This is a genomic window from Sphingobium sp. C100, assembly GCF_000508185.1.
GTDB lineage: Bacteria > Pseudomonadota > Alphaproteobacteria > Sphingomonadales > Sphingomonadaceae > Sphingobium.
The window spans coordinates 1-13,068 of the sequence record NZ_AYOY01000011.1 but is presented as its reverse complement, the minus strand read 5'-3'; the positions used below and the strand labels follow the sequence as shown (position 1 = coordinate 13,068).

Annotated in this window: 13 protein-coding genes; 11 read left to right on the top strand and 2 right to left on the bottom strand. The window is 65.1% G+C overall.

Features of this window, described 5'->3' with window-relative positions; all coding sequences use genetic code 11:
• From murJ to C100_RS26930, 3 genes are all read left to right on the top strand, one after another.
• A partial coding sequence (gene murJ / locus C100_RS26940) for a murein biosynthesis integral membrane protein MurJ (protein ID WP_024018122.1) occupies positions 1 to 1,383 on the top strand: 1,383 nt, incomplete at its 5' end.
• Between the two features lie 4 nt (positions 1,384 to 1,387).
• Positions 1,388 to 2,425, top strand: a complete 1,038-nt coding sequence (gene trpS / locus C100_RS26935) for a tryptophan--tRNA ligase (protein WP_024018121.1) — start codon at positions 1,388 to 1,390, stop codon at positions 2,423 to 2,425.
• Positions 2,426 to 2,642: 217 nt separating this feature from the next.
• Entirely contained in the window at positions 2,643 to 3,281 is a 639-nt protein-coding gene (locus tag C100_RS26930; RefSeq protein ID WP_024018120.1) for a DUF4136 domain-containing protein, read from the top strand.
• Positions 3,282 to 3,461: 180 nt separating this feature from the next.
• Here C100_RS26930 and C100_RS26925 read toward each other — a convergent pair whose 3' ends face one another.
• Together C100_RS26925 and C100_RS26920 are read right to left on the bottom strand one after the other, a co-directional pair.
• The gene (locus C100_RS26925) at positions 3,462 to 3,590 is read right to left on the bottom strand and encodes an entericidin A/B family lipoprotein (RefSeq protein ID WP_024018119.1); all 129 of its coding nucleotides are present in this window, start codon (positions 3,588 to 3,590) and stop codon (positions 3,462 to 3,464) included.
• A gap of 343 nt (positions 3,591 to 3,933) precedes the next feature.
• A complete protein-coding gene (locus tag C100_RS26920) occupies positions 3,934 to 4,911 on the bottom strand; it encodes a cell wall hydrolase (protein ID WP_024018118.1) in 978 nt (325 codons plus the stop codon).
• A gap of 208 nt (positions 4,912 to 5,119) precedes the next feature.
• On the opposite strand from C100_RS26920, the gene C100_RS26915 reads away from it, so the two are divergent.
• The 8 genes from C100_RS26915 to C100_RS26885 all read left to right on the top strand — a co-directional run.
• Positions 5,120 to 6,115: a cysteine synthase A gene (locus C100_RS26915; protein WP_024018117.1), complete on the top strand. Its 996-nt coding sequence runs from the start codon at positions 5,120 to 5,122 to the stop codon at positions 6,113 to 6,115.
• A gap of 44 nt (positions 6,116 to 6,159) precedes the next feature.
• Positions 6,160 to 6,495: a hypothetical protein gene (locus C100_RS26910; RefSeq protein WP_052028210.1), complete on the top strand. Its 336-nt coding sequence runs from the start codon at positions 6,160 to 6,162 to the stop codon at positions 6,493 to 6,495.
• A 29-nt stretch (positions 6,496 to 6,524) separates the two neighbouring features.
• A complete protein-coding gene (locus C100_RS0123850; RefSeq protein ID WP_031308563.1) occupies positions 6,525 to 7,757 on the top strand; it encodes a Gldg family protein in 1,233 nt (410 codons plus the stop codon).
• Positions 7,758 to 7,964: 207 nt separating this feature from the next.
• Positions 7,965 to 8,459 (top strand): division/cell wall cluster transcriptional repressor MraZ, encoded by a 495-nt coding sequence (locus C100_RS26905; RefSeq protein ID WP_031308562.1) that lies wholly within the window; start codon positions 7,965 to 7,967, stop codon positions 8,457 to 8,459.
• Positions 8,456 to 9,412, top strand: coding sequence for a 16S rRNA (cytosine(1402)-N(4))-methyltransferase RsmH (rsmH, locus tag C100_RS26900; RefSeq protein WP_024018114.1), 957 nt, complete (start codon positions 8,456 to 8,458; stop codon positions 9,410 to 9,412). Before C100_RS26905 ends, rsmH begins: the two co-directional genes overlap by 4 nt.
• Positions 9,409 to 10,071, top strand: a complete 663-nt coding sequence (locus C100_RS26895) for a hypothetical protein (RefSeq protein ID WP_024018113.1) — start codon at positions 9,409 to 9,411, stop codon at positions 10,069 to 10,071. Before rsmH ends, C100_RS26895 begins: the two co-directional genes overlap by 4 nt.
• A complete protein-coding gene (locus C100_RS26890; RefSeq protein WP_024018112.1) occupies positions 10,071 to 11,774 on the top strand; it encodes a peptidoglycan D,D-transpeptidase FtsI family protein in 1,704 nt (567 codons plus the stop codon). Before C100_RS26895 ends, C100_RS26890 begins: the two co-directional genes overlap by 1 nt.
• The coding region (locus C100_RS26885) for a UDP-N-acetylmuramoyl-L-alanyl-D-glutamate--2,6-diaminopimelate ligase (RefSeq protein ID WP_031308561.1) at positions 11,774 to 13,068 on the top strand (1,295 nt) is incomplete at its 3' end. The genes C100_RS26890 and C100_RS26885, both read left to right, overlap by 1 nt.

Genomic DNA, 13,068 nt, shown 5'->3' with positions numbered 1-13,068 from the left:
AAAGGGGCGGGGGAGGGCGGCCTGCCGGCTGGCTATGATTTTGCTGAGCGGGCGCTGGCGGTGCTGCTGCCGGTCCTGATCCTCTTCACCCTGCTGCTGATCGCCGCTGCCTGGCCGATCACCTGGGCGCTATCGGGCGGCTTTTCCCGCCAGAATCCCAGCGCGGCGCAATTCGCCTTCGCCGTCGCCCTGTCGCGCATCACCATTCCCTATCTGGCGCTCATCAGCCTGGCGTCGCTGCTGGGCGGCATATTGAATTCGCTCGGAAAATTCTGGATCAACGCCGCGGCGCCGATCCTGCTCAACCTCGCGATGATCGCTGGCCTCTGGTTCTTCCATGGCGCCGACGAATATGAAACCGCGCGGGTGCAGGCGATTTCGGTGACAGTGGGCGGCGCCCTGCAACTGCTCTGGCTGCTCTGGGCCTGCCGCCGCGCGGGCGTTTCCATGCGATTGAAGCGACCGCGTTTCGACGCGGACGTGAAGCAATTATTGCGGCTGATCGTGCCCGCTGCCGCGGGCGCCGGCGCGTCGCAGATCAACCTGCTGATTTCGACCGCCCTGTCGGGCTGGCTGCTGGCGTCGGGCTCCATCACCTATATCTATTATGCCGATCGGCTGAACCAGTTGCCGTTGGGGCTGATCGGCATCGGCCTTGGCACCATCCTCCTTCCCACCATTTCGCGGATGCTGGCAAATGGCGAGGATGCCGCCGCGATGGAGACGCAGAATCGGGGCATCGAACTCGCCCTGTTCCTGACCCTGCCCGCCACCGTCGCCTTCCTGACGGTGGCCGAACCGATCGTGCGCGGCCTGTTCCAATATGGTCGCTTCACGCCCGAAGACGCGATGCGCTGCGGCTGGGCGCTGTCGGCCTTTTCGATCGGCCTGCCCAGCTATGTGCTGGTGAAGGTGCTGACGCCGGGCTATTATGCCCGCGGCGACACTCGCACCCCGGTCCGCTATGCGATGCTGTCGATTGTCATCAACATCGCCGGCAATCTCGCCATGATCCCGACTTTGGGCCATGTCGGGCCGCCGCTCGCCACTGCGCTTTCGTCCACCGTCAACGTCGCGATGCTTTACACGACGCTGGTGAAGCGTGGCCATTTCGCCGCCGATGCCGGATTGCGCCGGCGCATTCCCCGCCTCGCCCTCGCCGCGCTCATCATGGGCGGGGCGCTCTGGGCGGGGGAGGGGCTGCTTGATCCCTGGCTGACCGGCGCGATGATCCAGCGCTATGTCGCCCTGACCCTGCTGGTGGGCGCAGGGGTGGCGCTTTACGGACTGGCATCCTTCGTCACGGGCGCTTATCGGCTGTCCGACCTCAAGGCGCTGCTGCGCCGACGGGGCGCAACCGCACCACGAGAAGAGAATGGATAGAAGAATGCGCGTCCTCTCCGGCATCCAACCGACCGGCAATCTGCACCTTGGCAATTATCTGGGCGCAATCCGCAACTGGGTGCGGATGCAGGATGAGATGGACACCGTGGTAGCGGACGCGGACATGGCGACAAAAACGCCAGGCCAGTGCTTCTTCTTCCTCGCTGACATGCATTCGATCACCGTGCATGAAGGGCGCGAACAGCGTATTCGCAACGTCCGCGACATGGCCGCCGCGCTCGTCGCCGCCGGCATCGACCCGGACCGTTCTGTCCTGTTCAACCAGGCCCGCGTGCCTGCCCATGCCGAACTGTGCTGGTTGCTCAACGGCACTGCGCGCATCGGCTGGCTCAACCGCATGACCCAGTTCAAGGACAAGGTGGGGAAGGATCGCGAAGGCGCGTCCATTGGCCTGTTCGTCTATCCCGTGCTCCAGGCCGCCGACATCCTGCTCTATAATGCCTCCCACGTCCCGGTGGGGGAGGATCAGAAGCAGCATCTGGAGCTGGCGCGCGACATTGCGGCCAAGTTCAACAGCGACTTCGGTGTGGAACTGTTCACCCTGCCTGATCCGATCATCCCGAAGGAATCGGCGCGGATCATGTCCTTCCGCGACGGCACGGCGAAAATGTCCAAGTCCGATCCCAGCGACATGAGCCGCATCAACCTGACCGATGATGACGACGCCATCATGCAGAAGGTGAAGAAGGCGAAAAGCGACCAGGAACTGCTGCCCGAAACCGCCGCCGGGCTGGCGGGTCGTCCCGAAGCGAATAACCTGGTCGGCATCTACGCCACCTTGCGCGGCACGACGCCGGATGCGGTCTGCGCGGATTTCGCCGGCAAGGGCTTCGGCGCGTTCAAGCCGGCGCTCGGCGAAGTGCTGGTCGAAACGCTGCGCCCGATTCGCGAACGCTTCCTGGAACTGCGCACCGACGACGCAGCCCTCGACGCCATCCTCGACAAGGGCGCGGCCAAGGCGGCGGCGACGGCCGAGCCGACCCTGCGCGCGGCCTATGACGCGATGGGTTTGATGCGCTGAAGCGAGGAGAACGGCCGGCTGCTGGTCCGCTGTGCCAGCGGCCGGCATTTTCCCAGCGACATGACGGTTTTTGCCCGCCCGCATCGTCCTTGCAGGCGAGAACATGGTTTGCGCCCATTCGGTCTCATCGCGCGTTCAAACGATGTTCAGTTGCCTTTTGCTAGGGAAGGGCGCAAGAATGAACCTAGGCTTCACGCCTGTCACAGGACGCAGAAAAATGACCCGTTTCAAGAAGTTCGGCCTAATTGCGGCGCCCGCTCTAGCGCTGGTGGCGCTTTCGGGCTGTGCTACCTCTTTCAAGGCTGATGTCGCCCGTTTCCAGCAACTCCCGGCTCCGGCGGGGCAAAGTTTCGCGGTCGTTGCCGACGATCCCAAACTCGCAGGTGGGCTGGAATTCTCTCATTATGCCGATCTGGTCGGCCAGCGTCTGGCGCAGACCGGTTATGTCGCGGCCGGCGATCCCGCCCGTGCCGACCTGATCGTCCGCGTCGCCTATGACGTCGATACCGGCCGGGAAAAAGTTCGGTCTACTGGCTTTGGCGACCCCTATGGCGGCTGGGGCTGGCGTGGCCGCTGGGGCCGTCCCTGGGGCTATGGTTTCTATGATCCCTGGCTGTTCGGCTCGAACGGTTATACCGATGTGTCGAGCTACACCGTCTATACCAGCGATCTCAGCGTGAAGATTGATCGCGCGGCCGATAATCGTCGCCTGTTCGAAGGCAAGGCGAGCGCCCAGTCGCTCTCCAACAAGCTGACCTATCTGGTGCCGAATCTGATCGATGCGATGTTCACCAACTTCCCCGGCCAGAATGGCGAGAGCGTGAAGATCACCCTGCCGCCGGAAAAAAAGGGCTGAAGCATATCCGCTGAGCGGGCGGTTTGCGAAACGGAACAACCCGGTTCTTCGGAAGAAGGGCCGGGTTTTCGCATTTTCGGGCCGATCGACAGCCACGCGTTGCTGGTGAACAAAAAAAGGGCCCGCCGTCTGCCCGGCGAGCCCATGCTAGGGAGGGGGTAATGAAATACGCGAAACCGCTTAATCCGCGGCGTCTTCCACGGCTTGGCCCGCGCTCTGAACGTCGCGACCGGCGCCTTCCACCGTGTTGCAGGCGGCGACCATCAGCGACCCGGTAAGCAACAAGGCGGTCAATATTGTCTTCGCCATTGATAATCTCCTTAAAATCTGTTGCCGCATGGCGAGCCATGCTGGCGACGCAATGGAAAACCTTCTTCCGGCCAATCCGTTCCGAAGGCGTAAATAATAAAGATTTCAGGAGGTTGGTTCCAAAAAGTCTGAGCCCGGAACGCGTCGGGGGGAGAAACGTTCCGGGCTCATATTTTGTGGATAGCAAGAGCGGGGGGCAAAAGATTTGCTATCCGAAGTGCAGAACCACCGACCAGCCGATTAGGTTCCGGGCATCTGCGTGACAGGCCGATTTTTATTTCTGTTAAATTTTAATTATTTAGGTGGTTTTCCGCATATTAACCGAAGAAAACCCCAAAAAAACTCAGATCAGCGGCCGGCCGCTGTTGCGATATTCCGGGCGGATCGTCGATTCCGGCAGGCTATCCTCTTGCGTCGGAGTGGCGCGCGCGGGCGGCTGCGTCCAGCCCGGTGCGGCTGCGGCGGGCGCTGGCGACCCAGGGGCCGGGGGGGCGAGGGGGGCTGCGGCGGCGGGCCAATAGTCCGCGGGAACCGCCGGTTTGGCCGGCCATGCGTGGCGGGCCGGGCCGGAAATCAATTCGCGGCCCGCATAGGCGGCGCTGAAGGCGGCTGGTGTGCCGTTGAAGCCGGGATTGCGATAGAAGATATGGGCGCCCACCACGGCGACCGGCTGGAGTGTCGCGGACCAGTCGGGGCGCACGGCCAGGGTATGATAATGGGTGGCGAGGCCGACCGGGGCATAGGCGAAACCGCCCAGCGCCGCCTGCGCGATCCGCCGCGCGCGCGCCCAGGCCGCCGCCATGGGCATACGCGCCATCGATCCGTCGCAGCTGAAGGTGAACTGACATTTATAATCGACCCGTTCGGACCCCTGATAAACGACGCCGCAAACGCTGTCGGGCCATAAGCCGCTGCGCACGCGGTTGAGCACGACCTGCGCAACGGCGCGTTGCCCGTCTTCCGGCTCATTCCCGGCCTCATAATAGATGGCGTTGGTAAGGCAGTTGAGCGCGCGATAGCTGTCGAGCGCGGTGATGCCGCGAAAGATCGCGGCAGGCGCGGCCTTCACGGCGTCCAGGCCCAGCACATGCTGGCTCCGCACCGTTTCGACGCCCGGTACGGGGTCGAAGGCGCCTTCCGCGAAGAAGAAGGCGGAGCCGGGGAAATTGTCGCCGGGCTGCTCTGCCGGATCGATCGGCGGCGGCGCGCCCTCCAGCAGATCGAGCGGCGCGGCCGTGATCAGGCGCGGTGCGGCCAGCGCGCAAAGCGCCAGAACGGCGATGCCGCCCTTCGCCTTCCACCCTGTTATCGCCACTCGCATCCTGGCCCGTCCTGCAAAAAAAGCGCGACCTGGTGCCGCGGCCCAAGCCCTTACGCGAAATCGTCGATTCTTTCCTTCCCTGATTTGCGGTGTGCCGCGTTGGGACGCCGGCGGAGGGAAGCCTTAACGTGACCCGGAAACCGGCCCTTTTCCTGTTGCGTCATTCGCTTGCTTGGCAAAGTCGCACCGGCTCCGCTATGCGTGGCCCATGCTGCTCCCATCCAACAGTCTCGCGCTCATCGGCAATACGCCGCTCGTGCGCCTTGCCGGTCCGTCCGAAGAGACGGGCTGCGACATTTTCGCCAAATGCGAATTCGCCAATCCCGGCGCTTCGGTCAAGGACCGGGCGGCGCTGTTCATCGTCAACGACGCCGAAGCCAGGGGGCTGCTCAAGCCCGGCGGCACCATTGTCGAAGGGACCGCGGGCAATACGGGCATTGGTCTGGCGCTTGTCGCCAATGCCAAGGGTTACAAGACCATCATCGTCATGCCCGAGACGCAGAGTCGGGAAAAAATGGATACGCTGCGCGCGTTGGGGGCGGAATTGGTGACCGTGCCGGCCGCGCCCTATTCCAACCCCGGCCATTTCGTCCACACCAGCCGCCGCATCGCCGAAGAGACCGAAAATGCGATCTGGGCCAACCAGTTCGACAATATCGCCAACCGCAAGGCCCATATCGTCGGCACGGCCGAGGAAATCTGGACCCAGATGGACGGGCGGATCGACGGTTTCACCTGCGCAGCCGGCACTGGCGGCACGATTGCGGGCGTGGGGCTGGGCCTCAAGGCCAGGGACGAGGGCGTGACCATCGCGCTCAGCGATCCCCATGGCGCGGCGCTGTACAATTATTACGCCCATGGCGAGTTGAAGGCGGAAGGCTCCTCGGTCGCCGAAGGGATTGGCCAGGGGCGCATCACCGCCAATCTGGAAGGGGCGCCGATTGATACCCAGTTCCGCATTTCGGATGAGGAAGGCCTCCACTGGGTGCGCCGCCTGCTCTCTGAAGAGGGGCTGTGCCTGGGCCTTTCGTCGGGCATCAATGTCGCGGGCGCGGTAGCGCTGGCCAAGCAGTTGGGGCCGGGCAAGCGGATCGCGACGATCCTGTGCGACACCGGGTTCCGCTATCTTTCGACCCTCTATAATCGCCAATGGCTCGAATCGAAGGGCTTGACGGTCTTCCCTTGGCTCGCGCACACTGCATGACCGCCGACACGGGTCGCGGCGTAGACGAACATAAGAGCGCGAACATGGCTGAGACACCCCGCCGTCAGGAAGGGTTGCAGCGCGTCCAGATCGGCCTCACCGGTCTGGCGGGTGTCGTACTGCTCGTGGGGCTGGCGAACATCGTGATCGAAAAGGCGCGAATCGACGACGCCGCGATGGCGCCGCCCGTCGCTCCCGCGCTCGCTACCAACGCCGTCGTGCCCGCGCCCAAGGAGCCGTTGGCTGAACTCGGCGTGCAACCCGCCCCCGAACAGGCGCCGGTTGTTCCCGACCTGCAGCCAGACCCCAATCTCAACAAGCCGATGGACCGCGATCCGGCGCAGCCGCTGGACAATGATTCGATGCAGCAACCCAATTAGCCATGGCGCGAGGCCGGGGAATGCCCGCCATGTCGGCGGCGCTGAAGGGATTCCTCTGGCTGTGGCTGCCGATGCTGGCTCTGTTGCTGGCGGGGGTGTGGCGCGCCTGGTCGACCGGGCAGGCTGACCCCTGGGATTGGGGCATTGCGGCTGCCATCCTGCTGGCGGGTGCCGGCCTGCTGCTCGCGCGATGCGGGCGGTTGGCGCTCGCCTGGGTAGCGGTGGGAGCGGCTGGGCCGGCACTGATTTTCTGCGCCCTGGCGGCGGCGCAGACGCCCCCGGCAGGCGCCTCGCTCGGGCTGGTGGCGATAGCCTTGCTGGCGGTTTTCGGCGGCGCATGGCTCCGCCAGCCCCCGCCTGTCGAGTTCCGACCAGTTCCGGTCCGCATGAAGGGCGGCTGGCCGGGGCGAGGCATTGGCGCCTTTCTGCTGGCGCTTTCCGCCTTGCTCATCTGGCGAGGCCCGGCGCAGCCCATCGCGGCTGCGCCCGACCGTCCGAAACTTGCCGTCCTCACTGCCCTGCCGCTCTTCTGGGTCGAGCCGGGACAGGCTGGGAACGGCCCGCGCGACGCGCCGATCGTCACCGTGCTGCGAACTCGCTTCGCCGTGGAGCCGCTGGACGATCCGCTGCAACTGGCGTCGTCGGGCGCACGCGCGCTCTTGGTCGCCCAGCCCCGCGCGCTGACGCCTGAGCAGTTGGTCGCGATCGACGACTGGGTCAGGGCGGGCGGGACAGCGCTGATCCTAGCCGATCCGCTGCTCCGCTGGCCTTCCACTTTGCCGCTGGGTGATCGCCGCCGTCCGCCCTCGGCCGGCCTGCTAGGGCCTTTGCTGGCGCATTGGGGCTTTGCGCCCGGCTTGCTCGTGGATCAGGAAAGCCGCCATTTCACCGCTGATGGCCATCTCCTCACCCTTTCGGGCGCCTGGATGTTCGACGGCGCGGCCATGCAGCGCAAGCGCCTTGGTCGGGGCGAGGCGCTGCTGCTGGGCGACGCCGACCTGATCGACGACCGGCTCTGGCTGGCCGATCCTGCACGGCCGCTCGATCCGCGCGGTTGGGTGGCCGATACGCCCGCGCTTATCGCCGACTGGCTTGGCGCTCCCATTTCCGGTGAGCGGCGCTGGATGCGGACTCCGCACGATGTGATCGCCGGGTTGCGCTGGGCGATTCTGGTTGGGACAGGCTGGGCCATGCTGGGTACGATGCTGCTGCGTCGGAATTTTGCACATGGCAGATCGGAACAAAAAGTGAAAATAACTTGAAAAAACGAGCAGAACACTATTCATCCCGTTTTTAACCGGGTTTTCCCATCCGATCCCGACTTTTCCCTTTTCAGTCGGCCCTATGCTTGGTAGGAAAACCAGTATTGGGGTTCGTCAGGCTTTGTGCAGTCCTGTGCGCCGGATGGTCTCTTCGCGATTCCGGCGAAGGGCGGCCTGCGTCCCGGACAAAAGGGGCCTGGTTCCAGCGTGTCGGACGTCATTCTCTATTCGGGCAACGCATTCAGCGTCGCGGACGGCAAAGGCCGGTTCGTGCTGCCCCTGGAGATGCGCAAGCTGGTCAAGCAGGCCAGCGGCGGCGAAAACCGCCTCTGCCTGTCTGTCCATTTCGACAATGGTTGCGCCACCGGCTTCGGCCTGTCGCACAAGCAGTTCCTGTTCGAAGAGGTCGATGAGCTGGAGCGGCTGGCGCGTGCGGCCGATCGGCCATTTAACGGCGATCTGGAACGCGAAAATCGCCTGGGCACGATCGAGGACGTGAATTTCGACGACGGCGGTCGTTTCTTCCTGCACCCCGATATCAAGGAAGAAGCCGGCATTACCGACGCGGTGTTCTTCTATGGCGTGGGTCGCTACTTCCAGATCTGGAAGCCTGAAGCGCTGGTCGCAAACCCCGATCGCCCGGCCCTGATCCGCAACAAGGTGAAGCGCTGGATCGACGCCCGGGCGGAGGGCGGCAAATGAGCGAGGCAGCCACAGCCCCCCATATTCCCGTCCTGATCAACGAAGTGCTCGACGCCCTCGCCATTGCCCCTGGCGAAATCCATGTCGACGGCACCTTCGGCGCGGGCGGCTATAGCAGCGCCATGGCCCGCGTCGGCGCGCGCGTCTTCGCCTTCGATCGCGACCCCGATGCGATCGGTGAAGGGCAGGCTGTGGCCGACGCGCATGGCATCACGCTCATCTCCGGCGAATTTTCGCGGATGGCGGAATTGCTAGCGGAGCGCGGCATCGACAAGGTGGCCGGCGTCACGCTCGACATCGGCGTGTCCTCGATGCAGCTCGACCGGGCCGAGCGCGGCTTTTCCTTCCAGTCCGACGGTCCGCTCACCATGACGATGAGCCAGGACGGCATGAGCGCCGCCGATTTCCTCAACACGGCCCCGGAAGAAGACATCGCCGACGTCATCTATCGCTATGGCGAAGAGCCGCGCTCACGCCGGGTCGCCCGCGCGATCGTGGATGCGCGCCCGCTGGAGCGGACCGGCCAGCTCGCCGCCGTGGTGCGCCGCGCGCTGGGCTACAAGCCGCATGACAAGAAAGACCCGGCCACCCGCACTTTCCAGGCGATCCGTATCCATGTGAATCGCGAGCTGGAAGAGTTGGAGCGCGGGCTGGAAGCGGCCGAAGCGCTGCTGGAGGAGGGCGGCCGCCTGGCGATCGTCACCTTCCACAGCCTGGAAGACCGCATCGTTAAACAATTTCTGCGCAGTCGCAGCGGCAGCGAGGGGGCAGGGTCCAGGCATCTGCCCCAACGCGCGGCCGGTCCGGCGCCCACCTTCGCCAAGCCGGCCAAGGCGGTGCGGCCCGGCGCGGAGGAACTGGCGCGCAATCCGCGCGCCCGGTCCGCCACGCTGCGCAGCGCCGTCCGCACGTCCGCCGCCGCCTTCTCATCCACCCGGAGTAGCCGCGCATGATCGCCGTCAAGAGATTGCAGAGCCTGATCTGGGTGATCCTCGTCGCGCTGGGCGCGCTGGGCGCCTATATGGTGTCGCTCAAGGTCGCGACCGAGCGCAACGAACTGATGCGCGTGCATTCGCAGATCGCGGCGACAAAGGCGGATATTCGCTATCTGGAAACGGAATTCAGCGCCCGCGCGTCGATGCGGCAGCTGGAAAGCTGGAACCAGCATGACTTTTTCTACGCCACGCCCACCGCCCAGCAATATCTGGGCGGCGAGCGCGCCCTGGCGCAACTCGACGGCGTTCAGCCCAACGGACCCGATTATGTCGCGCCCCCGGTGATGGTCGCGATGGTCGAAACCCCGGCGGACCTGCCGTCCGCACCGCAAAAGGCCCCCGAAAGCCCGGCCGCGACCCAGATCCGCAGCGACATCGCGATCATCCGCGAAGCCCATGCCGCAGACAATGTCGACAAGCTCGCCAAGCCCGCCCCCTCGTCCGCTTCGCGCGCGCCGGTTCAGCAGGCAAAGGCGGAGGCCGACGTGGCAAAGCCCAACCCCATTGCGCGCAAGGCGGAGCGGATGGCGATGCTGGACGCCAAGCTGCTGGACGACAGCACCTTGGGCGACCTCACCGCGCGGGCGGCGCGCGAAAAACGGAAAGGGGCGCGCTGATGGCGACCATCATCGTCCAGCCTGGGGGGCCGCGCGCCGGGAGGCAACGGGTCAACCTGACCGCCATCGCCCATAACAGGCTGATGTTGCTGCTCATCCTGTTCATGGTCATTACCATGGTGCTGATCGGCCGACTCCTTTGGGTCGGCATTTTTGCGCATGGGGCCGGCAATGACGGACCGCTGGGGCCGTTCGTCCCCGCACGGGCGGATATCGTCGATCGTAATGGCGTGCCGTTGGCGCGGACGATGGACGCCTATTCCATTTCGGTGCGGCCCTCCAAGCTGATCGGCGATCCCGCCGAATTGGCGCGCAAGCTGCATGAGATTTTCCCCGAAGAGTCCCAGGCCGCCTTTTACAAGAAGCTGACCGGCAAGGGGTGGGCCTATCTGCGCCGTCGCGCGCTGCCCGAACAGGTTGCGGCGGTGAACGCGCTGGGTGAGATCGGCATCGAATTCCCCCGCGAAAAGGAACGGCTCTATCCCCAGCGCACGCTGGCGGCGCATGTGCTCGGCTTTGCGCCCAATAGCGAAGGCGTGGGCGGCATGGGCGCTGAGGCGGCATTCAACGACCGGCTGATCGACCGTGCCCAGCGCGGCAAGCCCTTCGCGCTGTCCATCGACAGCCGCGTCCAGGGCGCGCTGGAAAGCGAACTCTATGCCCAGCTGGTGCAGACCCACGCCAAGGGGGCGGGCGGGATCATCCTCGACGTGAACACCGGGGAAGTGATCGCAATGGCATCGATCCCCGTCTTCGATCCCAACAAGATTCAAAGCTACGCCGGCACGCGCTGTTCCGAATCGCCGCTGTGCAACCATATGGTGCAGGCGCGCTACGAACTGGGTTCCGCCTTCAAGCCGCTGTCGATCGCAGCGGCCATGGATGCGGGCGTCGTGACGTCGATGAGCAAACGCTATGACGCGACCGCGCCGCTGGCTGTCGCGGGCTTTCGCATCAAGGACGACCATCCGCTCGGCCGCTGGCTCAACGTGCCCGAAATATTGGTGCACAGCTCCAATATCGGCACCGCCCGGATCGCGGATGAAATGGGGGCGGAACCCTTGCAGCGCCTGTTCCGCAGCCTCGACTTCGATCAGCGCGCGCCGATCGAGTTCAATGAACGGGCAGGGGGGCTGTGGCCATCCAACTGGGGCCGCATCACCAGCATGACCGTGTCCTATGGCCATGGCATCGCGGTCACGCCGCTGCATCTGGCCACCGCCTATGCCGCGCTGGTCAATGGCGGCATGTGGCGCCCGGCCACGGTGCGCAAGCTGCGCCCCGATGAAGTGCCGCCGGGACGGCGCGTCTTTTCGGCCGCCACCAGCGCGCGGATGCGGCAACTGTTGCGGATGATCGTGTCGGCAGGTACAGGGCGTAGCGCCGACGCCAAGGGCTACCGGGTGGGCGGCAAGACGGGTTCGGCCGAAAAGCCCCAGGAAGGGCGCTACAACAAGACTTCGCTGGTGACGACTTTCGCTTCTGCCTTCCCGATGGACAATCCCCGCTATGTCGTCCTTGCGATCATGGACGAGGCGACGGGTCAATATGGCCTGCGTACCGCCGCCTGGACCGCCGCGCCGGTGGTCAAGCGGGTGATCGAACGGACCGGGCCGATGCTGGGCGTGCTGCCCGATGAGCAGCGCGACGTGGATATTTCCGATTTGATGCCGCTGTTGCACGGCGACAAGGAGAAAGAGTGATGCGCCTCGGGTCGCTAATCGAGGAGCTGGATGTCGAGGTCGGCGTAACCGCCGGCCTCGACACGTCCGTCACGGGCTTTGCGATCGACAATCGCAAGGTCGCGCCCGGCACCATCTTCGGCGCTTTCCAGGGGCTGCGCGTCAATGGCGAGGATTATATTTCCGACGCGGTGAAGGCAGGCGCCATCGCCGTGGTCGCTCGCCCGGAAGCCAGGGTGGAAGGTGCGATCCACATCGCCCACGCCAATCCCCGCCGTCTCTTCGCGCTGATGGCCGCGCGCTATTTCGCGCCTTTTCCCGACGTGACCGTCGCCGTCACGGGCACCAACGGCAAGACCAGCACGGTTGAACTGGCGCGGCAACTCTGGCGGATGCTGGGGCACAAATCCGCTTCCATCGGCACGCTGGGCGTCACCACCTCGGTGGACCAGGTATCGACCGGTCTCACCACGCCGGACATCGCCACCTTCCTCGCCAATATGTCTGGTCTCAAGCGCGAGGGCATCACCCATGCCGCGTTCGAGGCGTCGAGCCATGGCCTGGACCAATATCGCACCGAAGGATTGCCGGTGCAGGCCGGCGCCTTCACCAACCTGTCGCGCGATCATCTCGACTATCATGGCGACATGGACAGCTATTTCGACGCTAAGATGCGGCTGTTCGACGAGGTCGTGACGCCGGGTGGCGCGGCCGTGATCTGGGCCGACGACATATGGTCGGACAAGGCGATCGCGCGGGCTACGAAGCGGGGGCTTCGTGTGCTGAGCGTCGGGGTGCAGGGGCAGGCTCTCAGGCTCGCCAACCGCACCCCGACCCAGTTGGGCCAGACGCTGGCGGTCGAAGCGGACGGCAAGAGCTACAAGGTCAACCTGCCGCTGATCGGCGCCTATCAGGCCGCCAACGCGCTGACCGCCGCGGCGTTGGTCATCGCGGGCGGCGAAGACGCTGCCAAGGTGCTGGAATTGCTGGCGCGGGTGCAGCCGGTGCGTGGTCGGCTGGAACGCGCGGTCATCAGCAAGGCGGGCGCGCCGGTCTATGTCGACTATGCCCATACGCCGGACGGGCTGAAGGCCGCGATCGAGGCGCTGCGCCCGCATACGAAGGGCAGGCTCATCACCCTGTTCGGCGCGGGCGGGGATCGTGACGCGGGCAAACGGCCGCAAATGGGCAAGGTCGCGGCCGACCTGTCCGACCATGTGATCGTCACCGACGACAATCCCCGGTCGGAAGAGCCATCCGCTATCCGCGCCGCCGTTCTCGCCGGCGCGCCGCAGGCGGAGGAAATCGGCGGCCG